This is a genomic window from Campylobacter sp. CNRCH_2014_0184h (assembly GCF_025772985.1).
GTDB lineage: Bacteria > Campylobacterota > Campylobacteria > Campylobacterales > Campylobacteraceae > Campylobacter_D.
In genome coordinates, this window is the sequence record NZ_JAKMTB010000006.1 from 1 (window position 1) to 19,049 (window position 19,049).

Sequence of the window (19,049 nt, forward strand, 5' to 3'; positions counted from 1 at the left end):
GATTGTAGATGTGGGAAAGTTATTTTAGGGAAATAACAGAAGGAATGTAGAATAATATAGAATAGAAGATGTAAGAGGATAAAAAACTCCAAAAATTTTAGTAAGGCTTTTAATTTTTGCATAAAACATATTTAACTATAAAGTTAAAACGCTTGTTTTGCCAAAATAATATATGATTTTAACCAAATAATTCCATAGCGTCTTTGTATGCACTGACCAACGAAGCTAAAGTAACAAAACCACCGATAATTAAAAAAATCATTTCGATTTTTTTCTTTTATTCTCTTTTATTTTTTCCTTTTTATCTTCCTCTTGATTTTGTTCAATATGCAAAATATCAACAAGATTTTCTATCTGGATTTTAAGCTCTTGATGTTGTTCTAAAATATCGTAATATTGAAATATAATTTTCCATATTGCATGTTTTTGTTGGTAGTTATAGTGCACTGGATTACTAAAAAAATACTTTAGATTAAAAACATAAAAATCTTTTTTAATATCAATAACATCATGATAATTTTCTTCATCTATAATACTTGAAGTTAAATTCAAATAATACTCCATTTTCTCACGATAAGCCAAAGAAAGCGCAAACATAGTCATTGTATCATTAAATTTACTTTCACAATTATTAAATCTAGCCTGAAATAAAAAGCCTTTTTCTGAAAACACAACTTTAATATCTGGATTATCATAACAATTTGATTTATCTATTTTTAATGTAGAACTACCTCTTAATAGTTGCGATATTTTACCATCATTCATATTTTCATCGGTATATACAACTATATGATCTATCACACCTTTTTTAAATTGACAATACTCTTGACTTACCGAGACTCCATCTTTTATACATATAATACATATATCAAAAATTTTATATATTAATATTGTATCTTTGGCATACTTTTGATCTTCTATATTGGTGTAAATTTCTAAATTTTGAGCCAAAAAGGTATGAAAAAAATCTTTTGTTCTTGTATCTTCTTTAAATTTATCCTTGCAAAAATTTTCAATAATTTTAACTTGATATATATTTGCAATAGTATCTTCCTAATTTTGTAGTATTATAAATTTAATTTATTGTTATAAATATGATTAAGATGAATCGCTAAACCTAAATACTTAAAAGAATTTTAAATTAGTGGTGCGGATGAAAGGACTTGAACCTTCACGCATTGCTGCACCAGATCCTAAGCCTAATGCGTTTTGTTATCATTTTTTATCAAAGTATTGAAAAATAGGTGTTTTATTGTTTAAGTTTATCTTAAAAATAGTATTATTTTATACCATTTTGAGAAAAAAACCGCTACCAAAACCGCTACCACTAAAATCCATTTGAGATACTATTTTTAGTATATTTTTAATTTTATATTATGTAAAAAATAATAAAATTTTCTGCGTAAATTAAAAGCAAAAAAGGAATATCTTGAAAAATCTAGTAAAAATAAAAGAATATAAGGGTATATATTTTATAGACAAAGATAAGAAATTAGAGGATATAAAAGAAATTAGCTTAGTAGAATTACAAAGAAGATTAACTATACCATACGAATTAGCTATAAGATATTATGAAGGAAAAAAATCAAGCTATGAGATATTTCCTATTTTAAATAACACCCAGACCCTTAAAAAGAATTGTGAGTTAATTGCCTTGCAAAGAATTAATGGAAAATTTGCAAAGAAATTTAAAGTTAAAGAACCTAAACTAAATGAAGTGTTTGAAGAATGGATTAGTATGCGAAAAAATACTATTTCTAAAAAACATTACGAGGTAACCATATTTTCATATAATGCACATATAAAAGATGTTATAGGAAACATCAAAATAAAACAAGTCAAATTAAAAGATATGCAAAATATTGTCAATAAAATGATTGATCAAGGCAAATCTCCAAGAACAACAAAAACAATAAAAGATATACTTTCTCCAGTATTTGAATTTGCTATTAAAAATGATTATATAGAAAAAAATATAGCAAGAGAAATAGAGATACAAAAATTTGATAACAAAAGATATTTTACTATTGATGATGAGGATAGAAATGCTCTTTATAAAGCTATTATAAATTATGAAAATTTAATGATAAGAGCTATGTTTATATTTCTTTTACATGGAAGAAGAAAAAGTGAAGTTCTTACATTAAAATGGGACAATATTGACTTTGCTAATAAAATTTATTTTTTACCTTCAAGCCAAAACAAATCAAGGAAAAACTTACAATTTCCATTAAGTTCTTTACAAATAGAAGCTTTAAAAAGCATTGGAGTAAAAAATAAAGGATATATTTTTATTAAAGAAGATGGAAACCCCTATAAAGATATAAGATGGCATTGGGATAAAATAAATCAAAAATTAAAAACTCCTATTAGATTACATGACTTAAGACATTTAATAGGATATATAGGTATTAATATGGGTATATCTTTAGAAGCTATTGGAGAAGCATTAGGACATTCAAGCATAGGAGTTACAAAAAGATATGCAAATATTAAAAATGAAACTATTAATAATACTCTAAATGCTATTTTTAGTAATTTTAAAACTGAAAAACACTAATTTACAATGGTTTTTTAGGTTTTTCGGTTTTTTAGTTAAGTGTGATTAAAATTTTAAACTATTTTTAGAGCTATTAAGTTTTAAATATTCATCAAGATCATCTTTTTTAAAAACAAGTTTTTTACCAATTTTACAAAAAGGAACTTTTCCTAAATTACAATCCTTGTAAAGTTTTGAAGTGCTTATTTTTAAATAATTTGAAGCCTGTTGTACATTTAAATTTTCATCAGTTTTATTCTTGATTAATTCATTTTCTTTTAAAATCTTTTTAAAAATATCTTCAAGATCACTAGCTTTGCAAATTACTATATTATCCATATCCATTATTTTTCCTCATTTTTATTTTTTCTAAGATAGTAATAAATAGAATTATTGTCACAAGGTTCTTGTTTCATACACCATTTTCCATTAGGATTTTTAGCATGCTTTTGTAATAGAATTCTAATTCTATTTTTTCCAAAACGGGTTCTTCTATCTCTATAAACAATATCTATTAGTTCATTTTGTTTTATAGTTCCTATTTTTAAAATTTCAAAAACCAAATCAATAAATTTACTTTCAAATTCACTCAATATCATCTCTTCGACTTCTGTTGTTCCAATAATTTTTAATCCATCAAAGAGAAAAGCTTTGTCTTTTAATGATTCATATCTGCTTGATTTCTTTGGTACCAATAAAATAGATTTTTTTTCTAAATTTGAAAAACATTGAAAAGTATAATCAGCATAATCTACTATTTGTTGAGAATCGCCAAAAATTCCCTTTTTGTTTGTATGATGTATAAATAAAAATGTAGCTCCTCTGCTTCTAAGTTTTTGTTCTATTTTATATAGAACATTTAAATTTAGCAAATTACCTATTTTTGGATAAATAGAGTTAAAAGAATCGACTATAAAAATATTATTCAAGTTAGTTTTTGAAAAACTTTCTAGATAATCCTTATAGATTTGATATTTATTGTCACATCCAACTATATTTAAGCATTCGAATTTTTCTTTAAAATTATTCTTTAATTCATCAATACCATAATTTTTTAAATTTAAAAGATCCATGTCCGCATTGATATATGAAATTTTAATATTATGATCTTTTAATATATTTTTTATTAAATAAATGGCTATTAGTGTTTTTCCAGAACCACTAGAGCCATATAGAACACCCAAAGAACGCTTGGGTATTAAATTTTTGATAAACCATTCCTGAGGATTTAAAGTTTGAAAATCTATTGATTTTACAATATATTTTTCAAATTCCATTTTTATCCTTATATTTTTTTTTGATATTATACATTATTTTTTAATTTTTATGTTATAATTTTGTAATATTTAAAAGGAGTGCTGATGTTTGGAGAAAATCTAAAATCTCTTAGAAAAGAAAATAATATTACGCAAAAAGACTTAGCTGAAATTTTAAATGTACAACAATCAACCATTAGTCTTTGGGAAACAAATGCCTCAAAACCTAGTATAGATATTATTGAAATATTGTGTAAGAAATTTGGATTTAGTTCAGATGAATTAATATTTGGAGCGCAAGATTATAAAGAAAATGAATGCAAAAAACATATCAATAGATTGTGTTTGGAGCTAGGCTATGAAGAATCTATGCAAGAAATTTTAAAAAATTTAAGAATTAAAAAAATAACTTCTCTTGTTAGGACAGTAAAAGGAAAAACTTTTATTCAGAAATTTTCAGAAGCTTGGAATGGAAATGGAGAAAGAATGTTAGTTCTTCTATATTATTTTATTTTGTATATTAATAAAATAGAAAACACTCCAAAAAATAAACAAGATTTTATAGACATAATATCAGATTTTACCTTGCCTAAAAAAATAGAAATAAAGCATTTATTAGCACTTAAAAAAGATGATATGGATAGACTTGTGTCTTGGGTATTGAGTAATTTAGATGATTTAGAAATTCAAATTTTATTTAATGATTTAAAGGAAAAAGTGTTAAAAATTATTGAAGAAGAGTTGAATATCATCAATAGAAATTTGGTTAAAATATAATATATAAGATATTATAAAATTTGCAGTAGTAGTAAAAATTGATACTTATAGTTTCTATTAATTTATATTTTGTATAACAAAGAATATACATGTTAATATAATTGAGTGCTTATTGAGCTTACTATTTTATTATCTATATTAATTAAATAAATTAAAATATAAAATAATTTTTGAATTATCTGGCGATTATTGTTTGGTTATTATTTAGTGTTTATGATAAATAATATAGAATGAGTAATCTACTAAAATGAAATTTTGCATTTCTTTTTTATATCTTTTGGATACAATATCAGAAAATAAGGAGGGTTAAAAGGTTAAATGTGAATAATATACCGGAAAAAATTAAAAGAGTAAATATTAAAGATGGGAAGCTTTTATATCATCTAACACCATTAGAAAATTTAGAAAGTATGATTAGAAATGGTTTAAAACCAAGAAGTAACCTTGATAAAGAAAAATTTATAGATACAGCAAATTCTGATATTATTAACAAAAGAAGTAAAATGAAACTTACTGATTATGTTCCTTTTCTTTTATATCCAATGGACCCTATGATGGAAGTGTAAGAAAAGCTTATCCCGATAAAGACTTTGCATATATTTGTGTTAGTAGAGAAGCCATATAAGAGTTTTAGTATTTCATTTTTGCTTATAAATAAAATACCTATATTAATAAAATTATACCAAAATTCACAATAAAAATCAAGTTTTTTAATGCTTTTAAATGCCTATTTTATAGTATTTTGCAAGGGTTTTTATATTTTACATTTTTGTCCTTTATAAAGTTTATTTCAAGTGCTTTTTAAGCGTATTTTTACACATAAAAGTCCTTTATATATCTCCTAAATGTCCTTTATAAAGTCCATTTTTTCTTTTTTTGTTATTTTTTGCTTAAAATATATCAAAAAAGTGCTTTATTTCGCCCCTAAAGGTGCTTTATATATCCCACAAAAGTCCTTTATAAAGTCTTTTTTATAAGCATTAAATATTGATATATTAGTATTTATTCTGTTTTATAATTTAATTTGTTAATTTTAACTTTAAAATTAATATTGGTAAGTTAAATCCTGATTTTTACTTGACAATTGTTAAAACATTTATAAAAAATTGTGTATAACAAATAACATAATTTACTTGTTGTGAGTTAGTGCTATTTTATAGCAAGAAAGGGGTAAGGCAAATGTCAAACATAAATGCTTTTTTATTTGGCTTTACAAATATGTTTAATGCAGATATTCTTAATGCTATATCATTAAAAGATAGAAAGACAATGGTGGATAATTTTTACAAAAAGTCAGAAGAATTAAGAAAAGGTAGCAATGAACAATATAAAACCGAAATCAAAAAAATCACAAAACAAAAATAATATTACTCTTAATCAGCAAAATAATACTTTCATTAATGTTAATTCTTCTTTTGATTGTTTGCCTAGACTATCAAAAGAAATGCAAGAAAAATGTATTGCTTTAATGGAAAAACAAACAGATCATATTATAGATATTGAAAGAAAACTAATTAATGAAGATAGTAAAAATCAAGAAGTTATGAGAAATCTAGCTCCAGAGCAAATTAAATATGTAAAAAAAGGACAGATATTTGCTTTTATAATAATTTTAATAGGATTTATATTTGGTTTTGCCCTCGCGTATCTTAAATATCCTTGGTTAAGTTTTGTAGGATTTGTTACTTCAATTGGAGTTGTAGCTTCTCAGTTTTTATGGCAAAAGCAAGAAAAAAATAATAACAAATAAAAAGTAGTTAATATTAATAGTTTTGCAATTTTATAGTATATACTCTTTATATAGTTTATTGGTTCTTTTATAAAATATTTTAAAAATAAATTTCTCAACTATACATTAAATTATTTATATCATAATAGTTAGATATTGAAGGGTTTGAAAAATATATGATGGAAGAATTAGGCTATTTAAAAATACTCCATAGTAAAACTTTTTAAAATACCAAAGGAGTAATCATAGAAAATCGTTTCGAAATAAAAAGAGAAGTGGATAATGCCTTTGATAAAGTTTTTAATGGTAATGACAGAATCAATGAAGGTTACACTGATAATCATTACAATAAGGTTACGCTTGATTATTTTGTTGGGTTGTTTGATCAAGATAAAAAATCACTAGAAAGACAAGAGAAAATTTTGAAAAAAATAGAAGAAGAAGATTTTAGTGATATTGAAAAAAACATTGAGAGCATTTTAAATGGCTGATAATATTAGTAAAATTAAAGAAGTGGCGAATACTGAATATAACAAAAAGCTATTGCTGGTATGATGCTTGAATTTCATAATGTTTGTGCAAAAAAAAGGGTGTATCGATTCCTAGTGATTATAGGCAGCAATGTATACAAGTATTTAGAAACTCATAAACAAAGACTTTTGGATATTGATTATTATAAAATTATTTCTTGGTACGCTGTAATTGTTGCTAAAAAAAATGCTTAATTTTTACAAAGCAAAAGAAATTAAAAATAATAGTTGGTTTAAGGTTATTGATTTTGCTGTTTGGAGAATGCTTGAAGAATTAGAAGATAGTGAAAAACGAACAATAGATAAAGCTTATAAAAATAAAATTATTGCAATGACTGCTTGTGAATTAACAAATCAAGGGGAGTTTGATATAGGAAAAAAATGGATTATATATACTAATGCTTATAGCTAGAATAGTTCAACCTATCAACTCATAATCTAATCAAAATTGTAAAAAACTAAAAAAATATTCTAAAATTCGTAAATTTATATAAATTCAATAAACTTGTACAAAATTAATCTATCGAAAACTTTCTTGATAAAAGCTACTAATTCTATTTGAATAATAAGAAAAAAATAATTGCATAGATAGATTATATAAAAAACAATAAAGGATAGATTAATTTTTATGCAAGCTGTATAATTTTTTTATATTCATCTTCAAAAATGGCTTTTCTTGTGCATTGATTAGACTTTTTCAAGAAACATTCGAAAAGATTGATAAAAAAATTATCACGAAAAAATATTGCATATTTATTATACTTTTCTGCTTCTTGTTTTTCTTTTTCACCTCTTTCGTCTATTTTTTCACATGTTATTTTCGGAAGTCCCAATCCTTCTTGAATAAATCCATCTTTAATTTGAGAATCCTCAAGATACTCATCAATAATTTTCAGAATTTTTGATGATAACGAAGTGGCTTCGTGACTGTTAATAAATTGCCAAAGTAAATCTCCTATAATATATTTCAAATATAAAATCTTATCATCTGGTTGTGTTTTGGTGGCATAGTTAATTACCTCTTCAATCCATTTTTTCATTTCATCTGTATTCAATATAGGCTGATTTGTTATTGGATTTAAAAAAGAAAAAAATTTTAAAAAATAAAAGAGATTTTCCCCGTAAGCTTTTTTTGATTTGCTATCAAGTTTTTGCATATCATTATTATTTGGAAAAATCAAATCGATAAATGAGTGTGGATTTTGAAGCATATATCTTAAAGAAAATATGCAATTAAAATTTCTTAGCTGTAAAAATTTCCATTCTATGTTAAACATAATAAATAGGTTTAAATCTACTTCTTGTAATTTTTTGATTATTTCTCCATAGTAATATCTTTCTTCATCTCCATTACATTTTTTTGGATCAACTTGCAACATTGCATTAGTTATATCTTCTATGTTGATTTTTATTTTATCAAAAGAAATCCATATTGATAATGAGACTCCTAAAAATAACAAAGCCTTTTCTGGCATATTAAAAGATAATAATGTATAAAAAATTGAGGAAATTAAATTAGAATCTTGTTCAACATATATAGTAAAATTTTCCCAATAATGTTTTTGTTCATCGAGATTTTGTTCTTTTAAAATTTTTAATTTTGTATTGTCGGGTTTGCTAATTTTAAATAACTCTATTCTTTGTTGTGCTGTGATAGATTTTAGTTTAATATTGTCTTGTAAAATCTTATCAATATTACGTAAAAAGAAGCCTCTTGCGCATAATTGTTTATTTTTTGTATTAGAAACAAGCCATTTAAACATTGTAGACTCAAATTTCAAATAATTAATTTCATATATAATTTCACCAATTTTTCCACATACTATAGAACTTGATTCTCTAATTAAAATAAATATATATCTTACCCCTGCTTGCTGACATATATTTTTTATTGCTTGTAAACGTTGAGTGTGCAAGTGCTCTGAATTCTCTTTTCCATGATATTGAAAAAGATGTAGATTTTCATAAAGTGGATTGTTAAAACAAATACTTTCCACAAGCTTTTGCATTTTAGTTGTACACTCACGGGATACCGGCCAATTATAATTTTTAATATTTTCAATTTGCTCAGTAATTTTCTGTTTGATTTCAAATTTCTTTTTGTTATTCGCATTTTTTAAAAAGGTTTCTAATTTATCCACAAAATCCGATTGATATTTAGTGTTAATTTTTGTTAATATGGATATGCAATAAAAACTTTTTTCAAGATTATTGGTATTTTTCAATATAAGTTGAGTTGCTGCTTCTATGTATTCTGAATATTCATTTGAAATATTTTTGGAATTAAATTCAAATCCATTGTGCCAATTACGGTGTTTAGGATATGAATGTCCTATTTGTACTTCATAGTTCGACGGCAGGATTCCACAAAGTATATTCCATATAACTTCACTATTGTTTGTATAAAAATTTTCTAGCAAAGCAATTCTTTTATTATGCGGAGTATTGGTATTATGAATCCATCCGGCAAATAAAGTTTGAAGTGTGATTAAGCATTCTTTCTTGCAAAAATCATTTTTTTCTAATTCAAATAGCACTTTTACAACTTCTGTAAAATAATTATGATCCCAAGCAATAATTTTAAGTGTGTAAAAAAGATATTGCGAATCATCAAACAAAAAAGTATCTTTTTCAAAAAACCGCTTTAATAATTCTCGCTCTTTTTTATTTTTTACCAAAAGTTTAAATTGGTTAATAATTCCTCTTGGACTAGCTTCTGCTAATAAACCTAAAACATCTTTTAAGTTAAAAATAGACTCTACTATATTATTTTTATCAATAATATCTTCTATTGTTTTATCTATTTTATGTTGATTATTTGGATTATCCACGGCAAGAATAACCAAAGTATCAGCAAGTTCTTTTCGTAAAAAACGTGAATGTGTAAAAGTAAAATTGGAAATAAACGCTTGTTTTTCTTTGAATGTTTTATCTTTTTCCAAAAAAACATTTTTTATATTTTCTAGAAATAAATCATCAATTGTGTAATTATAAAAATAATTTATGATTAATTTTTTCAAAAGAATTTTATGATAGTGTAAACCTGCTATTTCCAAGAGATTAGTATTTTTTATATTTTCAATATGTTTTTTTAAATCTATATATTTTTTTTCAGAAATTGCTTCTAAAAAATTCACATCTCCTTTGTACGAAGTATCCCAAGAACCAGCTAAAAATAAGGGAAGATATGAGTGTAAATCATTTTTTATTATTTTTTCAAGTTTAATCAGGATATTGTTGTCAATGGGTTTTAATTTTGGATGTATGGCTATAAAATCGAGATTTCCAAAAGTATCTTTATTAATTTTATTTGCCTCCAATATTGAAAATCCCATTTTTTCTAAAACTTGTGTTTTATCTTGCTTGGTAAGATATATATCATTGTGTTCTTTTGTTATTTCTTTGTTATTTCTTGAAATGCGAACTACAAGATGTTTGCTTGTGGCATATCCAATATTATTTGGCTCAAATCCCTCATAAAATAAAATCAATCCGTTATAAACTTCCACAATGTTATCCCAAACATCTTGTGATTGAATAATTAGGGTTCTATCTGTATAATCGGTATTTTTTTCTATTATACTTAAAGAAAAAATTAATCCCTCTGATTCTACAGGCGTAATAATATTTATAAGCCCATTTTTATTTTTAAGAGAATTTATAAATGCAAATTGTTCGTTTTCTCTATTACACAAAACCAACTCATCTTTTAGTTCGACTTGTGTTTGCTTTCTCCAATCTTCTAACCTTGCTGAAATAAGTTTAATGTTTTGTGGTGGTAACTTACCGATTTCTTGTGCTAAATGTAGAGCAATACTTGGATAGTCTTCTAGCCAAGATTCATAGTCAACAGAATTTAGTGCTTTAACTTCTTTCCATTTATGTTCATCTGTATATTTTTTACAAAAAATATCTTTTTTTGTCCATGCTCTAAAAGTGCCAAATATAAAAGTAATATCTGGGTCTGAATTATGTAGCCGTTTTTTATAGTCTTTTTCTGCTTTTGAGCCAATCTTTTGATCTGTACCAAATTCCCAAATAGATTTTCCAATGGGGATTATTCTATGACGATCTTTGGTTTTTATAAATCCATCATATCCAGGGTTGCTAATACTGTTTCCTTTGGGAAGATAAAATTGTTCTAATTCTACACTTGCCTTAATTAGTCTATAAGTAAGATTTGGTAGTAGTTCTTGAGCTCTTCTAGGATTTGTATTACAAAAATTCTCCAAATCTTTAGCGGTAATATTCCATTTCAAATTTCAACCTTATTTTATTATAGATTTATGCAAAAAATATAAATTTATAATAAGTTGTTTCTTAAAAAGTAACTTATTTCTAGTCTATTATATTTTATTATTGTTTATTGTAATAAATACTTAGATAATTATAACTTTAAATAATGTAAAGTCTTAAATATTTATCTATTTTTATAAAATATTTATATTATAATTAGATTATAAAATGTAATTAGAATTTTTTATACAGATTAAAGAATAAAAAGATAAGTAATCATCAATTTGAGTGGTAATATTATAGATTCTTATGAAAAAAGTCCAAAGAAGTGCACCTTATCAAATTTTAATTAAAATATTGTAATTGCTTAGTAAAATTAAATAATAAAAAAAGGAAAACACTATGGAAAAATTATCCCAAGAAGAAATACAAAAAGCTATGAGAGAATGTGTAGTTAGTTCTTATACTTATGATCCAGCTAATCCTAATGGTTATTCTCAAGATTTATTTGATGTAGAAAATGAAGTTTTTGCTAAAGATTATGAGTTTATAGAAAAATGTGGTTTAGATGATATGGTAAAACACAAAGAAAGTGGTTGTGTTTTTAAAGTTTTTTACAAACAAGATCACAAAGTTAGACTTCTTAGAGTTAGCAATATGCAAGCAATGAATAGTTTTGAAAGCTATAGGGGTATAATGGCAAAAATAATAGGTTTTAAGCCAGAAGATCAAGAGTGATAAGGCAAACGGTTTTTAAGAAGTTTAGTGAATTTTTAGAAGAACATCATATTTTTCCTATAAATTCTAATATAGGAAAAGAGATATCTAAAAATTTATCTCATCTAATGATAATATAATTAATAATATAGCACTTATTACAAAAGAATCTAATAATAAAATCAATAATAAAAATCCAAGCACATATATAAAAGAGTTGCTAAATAAAAAAATACAAGATAATCAACAAGAACAATTTTTTAAAGATTTAGAAACACATTTTATAACAAAAGATATGGTTGAATATTTGTTAAATGATGATTTTGAGAATTTTATTATTAGTCGAACAGCTTTAATTTATGATTATATGAAAAACATTGCTTAAATTCATAGGATAACTATGTTATCCTAACTATAAAATTGTATTTCAACAAGATATAGTAAAAACTTTAAGTAATTTTTATTTTAAGCTTTCTAGCATAAAATTCATCATAGCCCAAATGCTTGAAAGTATAGTTACTGTAGTTGCTACTGCAGTGCCTAAAAGCCAATAAAGTGCTTTTTGCTTAGCGCTAGAAATTTGTTCTGAGAATTCAGTTTTAACTTCAGCTATTTTGGTGTTAATAATTCCTTCTAGTCTTGCAACTTCAGAATAAATTAAACTTTCCAATCTTTTAATCTCTGATTGAAATAAATCTTTACTTACAAGCTCTTATCTTATTTCTTCTGTAGTTTGATTTTTAAGATTTTCAAAATCCAATCTTGGAGTAGCTGCTCTACCATTAACAAGTTCTTCAAAAGCTTTAATTAATTTTTGTGATTGTTCAGGATTAGAAAAAATACTTTCTAATAAAGCTTTAAAACTTTCATTAAGTATATACTCTTTTTGCTGAGCCATAATATTTCCTTGCATATTTAATCTTTTGTTATTATAACACAATTTGTGATAGGTTATTTATTTTATACTAGATTGTAGGCATTTTCAATGTTTTTTGCGCATATTCACTATATGCAACTTCAACTATAAAAGGCTTATTTGTATCAGTTCTATAAACCTCACAAATTGCAACCAAATCTTGAGTGTATTGCCATTGATTATTCACTAATTTTGGATAGTTTTTAATCTCACTATAAGAACGAATACCACCAAATTTTCCGCTTTTGTGAGCAATAGCCAAAAAGCCATCTCTACCCACTAAAGGTTCTATTTTTTCAACCCACACATCTTTACCATTTTTTGTAACTTTTGCCCTATGAGGAACAAAAAATACTTGGCGTAAGAAAGGATCTAGATCATATTTAGTTACAACACTAAGGTAATATTTTATTTCTGTTTTATTGCTCCCAACTTATAGGGTGTGTTAAAAGCTAAAGACTAGCTTTTTCTTTCATTAATGTATTTATCGTTAAAATAATGAGCTACTAAAACCAATGTGCCAAAAATAAGAGTGATAGCACCGATTAAAATAGCTATATTATAACCATCCATTCTCTCTTATTTTCTTTCAAAAAAAGATCAATCTTTAAGAAAGATCGATGATAGTGCAACTATCGCTCATTTGCAAACCATAAAGACTATTTACAAATAATCCTACGCCAATAGATTCCGTGAATCTTAAGATTGCTTTTACAGGTATTTTTATAAATAATACTTTTTAAAATTTTTATTTTATATATTATCTAGTAATAAAAAATAAAAGCTAAAAGATATAAACATGCTTCCAATAATAAAATATCAAAATCAATTATTTTTTATTATTATCGATTTTTTTATCTTTATCAAAGTCATAAAATGTCACAAATATGGCAACTGCTATTGCAAAGGCTAATACAATATATTGTCCCATTTTATTTCCTTTTTTTGTTATAAAAATTATTAAATTAATATATTATCTAATCAATTTTAAAAATACAATATTATTTTTTTAATTATAATATTTCCAAAGATCTAGCTTTTATCAACTTTGTGTTATATCCATAGTTGCTTTGTTGATATTTTTGGTATTTGCGAAATCTACAAATTTCTACTAAGAATAGTTTAAATAATATGTTTACAAAAAAAATTATTTATAAGTTATAAAGTCTATTTTTGATATATTCTTTATATTATTAGCTTAGGATTTTTAATGGGTGCAAACAAAACTACTTTTGAAATTATCTTAGAAAAATTAAAATAAGTAAAATTAAATAATAAAACAAAAGGATAGATATGTTTAAAAACGAAGAATATATAAAGCAGAGAAAAGCCTTATGGATAAAAAGTTTTGAAGCTTTTAAAGATGATGAAGAATTTCACAAAGAACAGTTAGAACTTGCCAAAGCAGGAATAAATGATGGATTTGAGGAAGATCAATTATATAAATTAAACCAAAATTGTAAAAAAAGACAAAAAAACTTACTCATAAATATTTAAATTGTTTTAGCTAAAAAAACCAATTTCAGATATTATTGATTAATCTGTATATAATCACAATATAAAAAAAGAAGTAGAGTTTTTATAATATTGTTTTAAACACTATTATATTGTCTAATAGCTATATCATTAAAGTAAAAATTACAAAAAGACAATACTATTCTAAGAAAACACTGTTGATTTTATACTCTTTCTAACTAACGATAAATAAAATCACACTCATGATTTCCTTGGTACAATATAATTATAAGTTGTAAGATCTATTTCAAATTATCTCGGAAAAATTAAAACAAGCAAATTTAAACAATAGAATAAAAATTCTAATGTTTAAATTTTAAAAACAGTGACTTTATGTATTCAAAAATTCATCAAAACTACTAACAAATTTATCATTCATCTTTAAATCTTTGTTTATAAAAAACGGCAAGGATTGAAGGGTTAATTTCTTGCCATCTTTAGTGGTAATTATTTTTCCCTTTAAAGCCTCTAAAAATTCTTCCTTCCAAGTATCTTTTGCTATTGCTAAATGCTCCCCTTTTGTTTCTATAAAACATTGTATACTTAAAAAATTATCATCATCTTTATTTTTCTTACCAAAGAAAATAAAATCAGGTTCAAATCCCATAGCATAAGTTACTTCATCTTTTCTATTGTCATAAATTTTAAATTCTTCAAATCCTTCATTTCTTATAACAAACCAGTCGGAAAAAACATTATCAATTTCATCTTTGTATTCTTCTATGAAAATTAAAAAATCTTTTTCTAATTTACTGTCAAAACAAAAAGTTTTGTGATAAAGCCACTCAAAATTCATTTCCTCAAAATTCTCTTTATTTTTAAATACTACCTTATTACCTATATTAAATTCATGAGTTATAAACTCACTTACTTCGTATTCTTGCTTTATGCCTTGCTTTAGCGATTTAAAATTTTCTAAAATATATTTGGCTATTTCAAGATTGTTTATTTGATTAAACTCTTGTCGTTTTGAAAAACAAACAACTATATCTTTCAAACAATTTTCTATAAAATCTTTTTTACTTTTAAAAGCAAAATTTTCATTGATTTTATTAAAATCAAGTCCTAATATATTCATCGCCTTTAAAAAGTATATGCTATCTATATGATTAAGAGCAGATGGTTTTTGAAGATCATATTCTTCTTTGATTTCTTCAAATTTCTCCTCACTTTCTTTTATAGAATTTGAAAAATAAGGAATTTGCAAACCTTTTATTTTTTGCTCCATCTCTATTCTTGTAATGTAAAAATTTTTCAAATCACGTTTTTTGATTCTTTTATTATTAGCGTAATATATTTTGTTATTTTTAATAATCTCTTTTATTTTTTCATTGACTATTAAATCTATGCGTGTTTTTTCCTCCTCAAATAATAATCCTTCTTTATTCATACTTTCATTGAGTTGCTTAATAAACTCAACATCATTTCTAGTATGATAAGTTAATTTCTCTAAAGCATTTAACTCATTTTCAAGATCACTATCATACTTTCTTTTAAATTTAAGCTCATCATCAAAATCAAATAAATCGCTTTTGAAAGGATAATATCTAGCACCTCTTCCTATAAGTTGTGCTTCCTTCGTGGTTATTGTTTTACTTGCCTTTTTATTTCCAAGTCTAACTATATCAAAAAGATTTAAAACATCCCATCCTTCATTAAGTTTATCAACGCAAAAAATAACTCTTATTTGATTGTCTTTTTCCTCTAAGCTATTAAGTAAAATTTGATTTTTTTCTAGATCTTTATCATCATTTGTGTTTAACATATAAAGCGTTTTAAAATTATTTTTCAAAAAATTTACAATAGTTTTTGCATAAGTATTTTGATATTCTCTTTTAAAAAACTCTAAGCTTTTGTTTAAAAGATCACTTTCTTTGTTTATATTTTTATAAAAATCTTCTATATGCAAGCTTTCTAAATTATCTATAAAATCTATAAATTTTTCTTGATTTTGCATAGATTCTTTTATAGATTCACTCTTAAATAAAACAACAGGTTTTAAAACAATGTTATATTTTTGAGCCAACAACTCTCTATAAAGACTACAAAGCACAGCTCCTAAAAATCTATGTTCTAAACTATCATTATCATATTTCACTAAAAATATACGCTTAGAATATCCATCTTTACAAAATTCTCTTAAGGTGTATTCATAAATGATTTTATCTTGATATTTTTCCAAAACATTGAATTCTTGCGGAATAGTAGCACTAAATTCAAATAATAAATTTTCATTATTACTTTCATAAGCTCTTTTTATAATAGCTTCCCAACCTTCTTTAAGTTCATTTTCATTTTTAGTATCACTATTTAAATGATGAGCTTCATCAGCTAAAAATACAAGCTTTTTATCTTTTAAATCTTCAAAACTTAAAGAATTTTCCCTTTCATTTTTAAAAAGAGAAAACAAGGCTTGTATGGTGGTAAAATATATATTTATACAATTATCTTTACTTTCAAAAAGATTATTGATAATGTTAATTTCTATATTTTTAGAATCTATATTTATATTTTCTTTAAAAAGATATTTACTTGAGTATTTGTTGGCAAAATTTGCTTTTGTTTTTTCTAAAATCGAAGTAGAATTTACAAAAAAGATAAAATTTCTATATCCTTTTTTATAACAATCTAACATTAAAGCAGCCATTATAAGTGTTTTTCCACTTCCTGTTGCCATGTTAAACATTAAATGTCTTTGTTTTATGCTATCAAAATTTGCATAATAATACTTTAGAGCTTTTTCTTGATAAATTCTTAATTCTTTTGATAAATTCTCTTTTACATAAAAAGGAATTTCTATTTGTTCTATACCTCTTTTTCCAAATTCATCCTGTAAAAGCTCATGTAATTTTTTATTAAACATTTTCATCACCATAAAGTATTTCATTAAGTTTTATTGTTTCTTTAGATATAGCATAATCTTCATCTTTTATATCACCATATAAAACATAATCCATATTAGAATCTAAAACAAGTTTTAAAATTTCTTTTTTGCTTTCTAAGTCTAAATTTTCAAATTCTTTATCTTTTAAAATTTCATTTATATCTACTCTATAATCTAAAAAAGCTTTAGTTTTTAACTCTTGATAAATACCATCTAGCTCTTTTTCATCATTTAAATTTTGTATTTTTTCTTTATAAATTGCATTAAGTGGCATAAGCTCAGCATAAACAAAATTTCCACCACCTTGCCAATTTACTGCTTTGCTGATACCACCTTGTTCACCTTCTATTACTTTTTTGAGTCTTTCTTTTGTGATGGTTTCTATATAATCCATTTGTTCTATGCCTATCCATTTTCGTTTCATTTTATGAGCAACGGCTAAAGTGGTGCCACTTCCTGCAAAAAAGTCCATTACTATGTCGTTTTCGTTTGTGCTTGCTTCTATAATTCTTTGTAATAATGCTTCGGGTTTTTGTCCTTTAAAATTGTCATTATAGTAAATCACGGTTTCTTCTAATCTTGAAGTAGAATTATCTATTGCAAGTGAATTTAATTTATCCCATTTATTACAGTTCCATGTATCTTCAATAGCATATTTATCATTTCTCATTTCATGATTTACGTAATTATAAAAACTTTCTTGTAAATTCATATCAAACTTAAAATTTTTAAAAATATTATTAATTTCACCTTTATTTAATATAGGTGCAAAATCTTTATTCTGTATATATCTTTTATTAAATAAATAGTTATTTTCTTGTTTAGAATAAAATAAAATACAATCATAATTTCTAATATATTTATTAGCAATAGTTTTATATCCACTTACAAATCCCATTCTCCATATTATTTGCGTAACAAAATTATCTCTACCAAAAATTTCATCCATTAATACCTTTAAATAATGTACTTCATTGTAATCGATATTGATATATATACTTCCATCATCACTTAAAAATTCTCTAGCGATTTCTAAACGATTTTTCATAAAAGTAAGCCAAGTAGAATGATTAAATTTATCATTATAATTAAAACTATCGTTGCCAGTATTATAAGGTGGGTCAATGTAGATTAGTTTTACCTTGCTGCGATATTTTTTCTTAAGAGAATGAAGTGCTAAAAGATTATTGCCTTTTATAAGTAAATTCGGCTCTTCTTTCATCGTTTTTTCTAAATTATTATCGCCAATAATTTCGAAATTTTGAAGTGCTTTTGGAGCAAATAAAGCATCTATTTCATCACGAGCTAGTATTTCATTGAAAAATATTTCATTTTGAGTTTCATCATCTTTGCTTTGTCCACCTTTTATAACACCATCTTTAAAAGCAAAATTTAACACCACTTCGTTATTTGTTTTTAAAAGAGATTTTGTTTTATTTGCAAGTCCTATTTTGTTAGCATAGCTTGTAAAACTACCACCTAAGCTTCTAAGATCTAAAAAATTTAAAAAATCATTAAGCTTAAAAACCAAAGTTTTTTTGCTGAAAATAAAAAATCTACTTTTAAATTCTTCTTTATGTTTACTTTCTTCTAAAAGATAATCAAATAATTTCTCATCGTAATTTTGTGCTAAATTTCTAACTTGTCCTAAAGTTTCAAAATATTCTTCTAAATCCTGCAATAATTTATCTTTTAGCATTTATTTCCTTTTTAATTATTTATAGTTTATTATATAACATTGTGCTTAAAAACAAATATAATTAGCATGGATTACACATATCATAAAAAATCAGAAATTTTATAATTTTCATATATTTTAAATTTTTATAAAAATAATATAATTTTAGCAAAAATCCAAAGATTAAATACTTTTGAGACTTGTAAAAAAACTTTTTAACTTTTTTAATACTTAAAATATCCAAAAACTATTAAACACTGTTAAAAGATATG

19 protein-coding genes and 1 tRNA gene are annotated in these 19,049 nt (G+C 24.2%); 10 read left to right on the forward strand and 10 right to left on the reverse strand.

Annotation, left to right across the window (positions count from 1 at the left end; genetic code table 11):
• Positions 1-258: 258 nt before the first annotated feature.
• Together L8X36_RS06195 and L8X36_RS06200 are read right to left on the reverse strand one after the other, a co-directional pair.
• On the reverse strand, positions 259-951 hold the full coding sequence (locus L8X36_RS06195; protein ID WP_263683076.1) for a hypothetical protein: 693 nt from the start codon (positions 949-951) through the stop codon (positions 259-261).
• A gap of 194 nt (positions 952-1,145) precedes the next feature.
• Positions 1,146-1,322 (reverse strand) — tRNA-Leu (locus tag L8X36_RS06200).
• A gap of 107 nt (positions 1,323-1,429) precedes the next feature.
• Here L8X36_RS06200 and L8X36_RS06205 point away from each other — a divergent pair.
• On the forward strand, positions 1,430-2,560 hold the full coding sequence (locus L8X36_RS06205; protein ID WP_263683078.1) for a tyrosine-type recombinase/integrase: 1,131 nt from the start codon (positions 1,430-1,432) through the stop codon (positions 2,558-2,560).
• Between the two features lie 45 nt (positions 2,561-2,605).
• On the opposite strand, the gene L8X36_RS06210 is transcribed toward L8X36_RS06205, so the two are convergent.
• Positions 2,606-2,884, reverse strand: coding sequence for a helix-turn-helix domain-containing protein (locus L8X36_RS06210; RefSeq protein WP_167333027.1), 279 nt, complete (start codon positions 2,882-2,884; stop codon positions 2,606-2,608).
• Positions 2,884-3,816, reverse strand: a complete 933-nt coding sequence (locus tag L8X36_RS06215; protein ID WP_263662151.1) for an AAA family ATPase — start codon at positions 3,814-3,816, stop codon at positions 2,884-2,886. The genes L8X36_RS06210 and L8X36_RS06215 overlap by 1 nt, the downstream gene beginning before the upstream one ends.
• Positions 3,817-3,900: 84 nt before the next feature.
• Here L8X36_RS06215 and L8X36_RS06220 point away from each other — a divergent pair, with 84 nt between their 5' ends.
• The 6 genes from L8X36_RS06220 to L8X36_RS06245 all read left to right on the forward strand — a co-directional run bounded on the left by L8X36_RS06220 (position 3,901) and on the right by L8X36_RS06245 (position 7,243).
• Positions 3,901-4,572 (forward strand): helix-turn-helix domain-containing protein, encoded by a 672-nt coding sequence (locus tag L8X36_RS06220; protein ID WP_220568124.1) that lies wholly within the window; start codon positions 3,901-3,903, stop codon positions 4,570-4,572.
• 320 nt (positions 4,573-4,892) lie between these two features.
• Positions 4,893-5,138, forward strand: a complete 246-nt coding sequence (locus L8X36_RS06225) for a DUF4433 domain-containing protein (protein WP_263683080.1) — start codon at positions 4,893-4,895, stop codon at positions 5,136-5,138.
• A gap of 613 nt (positions 5,139-5,751) precedes the next feature.
• Positions 5,752-5,937, forward strand: a complete 186-nt coding sequence (locus L8X36_RS06230) for a hypothetical protein (protein ID WP_263683082.1) — start codon at positions 5,752-5,754, stop codon at positions 5,935-5,937.
• On the forward strand, positions 5,891-6,322 hold the full coding sequence (locus L8X36_RS06235) for a hypothetical protein (protein WP_263667829.1): 432 nt from the start codon (positions 5,891-5,893) through the stop codon (positions 6,320-6,322). The genes L8X36_RS06230 and L8X36_RS06235 overlap by 47 nt, the downstream gene beginning before the upstream one ends.
• A gap of 254 nt (positions 6,323-6,576) precedes the next feature.
• Complete coding sequence (locus L8X36_RS06240) at positions 6,577-6,792, forward strand: hypothetical protein (protein WP_263683084.1); 216 nt, start codon at positions 6,577-6,579, stop codon at positions 6,790-6,792.
• 226 nt (positions 6,793-7,018) lie between these two features.
• Complete coding sequence (locus tag L8X36_RS06245; RefSeq protein WP_263683086.1) at positions 7,019-7,243, forward strand: hypothetical protein; 225 nt, start codon at positions 7,019-7,021, stop codon at positions 7,241-7,243.
• Between the two features lie 214 nt (positions 7,244-7,457).
• Here the strand turns inward: L8X36_RS06245 and L8X36_RS06250 are convergent, their stop codons facing one another.
• Positions 7,458-11,090: a hypothetical protein gene (locus L8X36_RS06250; protein ID WP_263683087.1), complete on the reverse strand. Its 3,633-nt coding sequence runs from the start codon at positions 11,088-11,090 to the stop codon at positions 7,458-7,460.
• 379 nt (positions 11,091-11,469) lie between these two features.
• Between L8X36_RS06250 and L8X36_RS06255 the strand changes: the two genes are divergently transcribed.
• Positions 11,470-11,805, forward strand: a complete 336-nt coding sequence (locus L8X36_RS06255; RefSeq protein ID WP_039628369.1) for a hypothetical protein — start codon at positions 11,470-11,472, stop codon at positions 11,803-11,805.
• 196 nt (positions 11,806-12,001) lie between these two features.
• Positions 12,002-12,169, forward strand: a complete 168-nt coding sequence (locus tag L8X36_RS06260) for a hypothetical protein (RefSeq protein ID WP_263683089.1) — start codon at positions 12,002-12,004, stop codon at positions 12,167-12,169.
• Positions 12,170-12,244: 75 nt separating this feature from the next.
• Here the strand turns inward: L8X36_RS06260 and L8X36_RS06265 are convergent, their stop codons facing one another.
• From L8X36_RS06265 to L8X36_RS06275, 3 genes are all read right to left on the reverse strand, one after another.
• Complete coding sequence (locus tag L8X36_RS06265; protein WP_263683091.1) at positions 12,245-12,454, reverse strand: hypothetical protein; 210 nt, start codon at positions 12,452-12,454, stop codon at positions 12,245-12,247.
• 42 nt (positions 12,455-12,496) lie between these two features.
• Positions 12,497-12,682 carry a hypothetical protein gene (locus L8X36_RS06270; protein WP_263674125.1) on the reverse strand — a complete coding sequence of 62 codons (186 nt, stop codon included), beginning with the start codon at positions 12,680-12,682 and terminating at the stop codon, positions 12,497-12,499.
• Positions 12,683-12,749: 67 nt separating this feature from the next.
• Positions 12,750-13,112 carry a recombinase RecT gene (locus tag L8X36_RS06275; protein ID WP_263683140.1) on the reverse strand — a complete coding sequence of 121 codons (363 nt, stop codon included), beginning with the start codon at positions 13,110-13,112 and terminating at the stop codon, positions 12,750-12,752.
• 881 nt (positions 13,113-13,993) lie between these two features.
• Here L8X36_RS06275 and L8X36_RS06280 point away from each other — a divergent pair.
• A complete protein-coding gene (locus tag L8X36_RS06280; RefSeq protein WP_263683094.1) occupies positions 13,994-14,197 on the forward strand; it encodes a hypothetical protein in 204 nt (67 codons plus the stop codon).
• Positions 14,198-14,546: 349 nt separating this feature from the next.
• Here the strand turns inward: L8X36_RS06280 and L8X36_RS06285 are convergent, their stop codons facing one another.
• Together L8X36_RS06285 and L8X36_RS06290 are read right to left on the reverse strand one after the other, a co-directional pair.
• Positions 14,547-17,078, reverse strand: a complete 2,532-nt coding sequence (locus tag L8X36_RS06285) for a DEAD/DEAH box helicase family protein (RefSeq protein WP_263683096.1) — start codon at positions 17,076-17,078, stop codon at positions 14,547-14,549.
• A complete protein-coding gene (locus L8X36_RS06290) occupies positions 17,071-18,798 on the reverse strand; it encodes a site-specific DNA-methyltransferase (protein ID WP_263683097.1) in 1,728 nt (575 codons plus the stop codon). The genes L8X36_RS06285 and L8X36_RS06290 overlap by 8 nt, the downstream gene beginning before the upstream one ends.
• Positions 18,799-19,049: the final 251 nt, after the last annotated feature.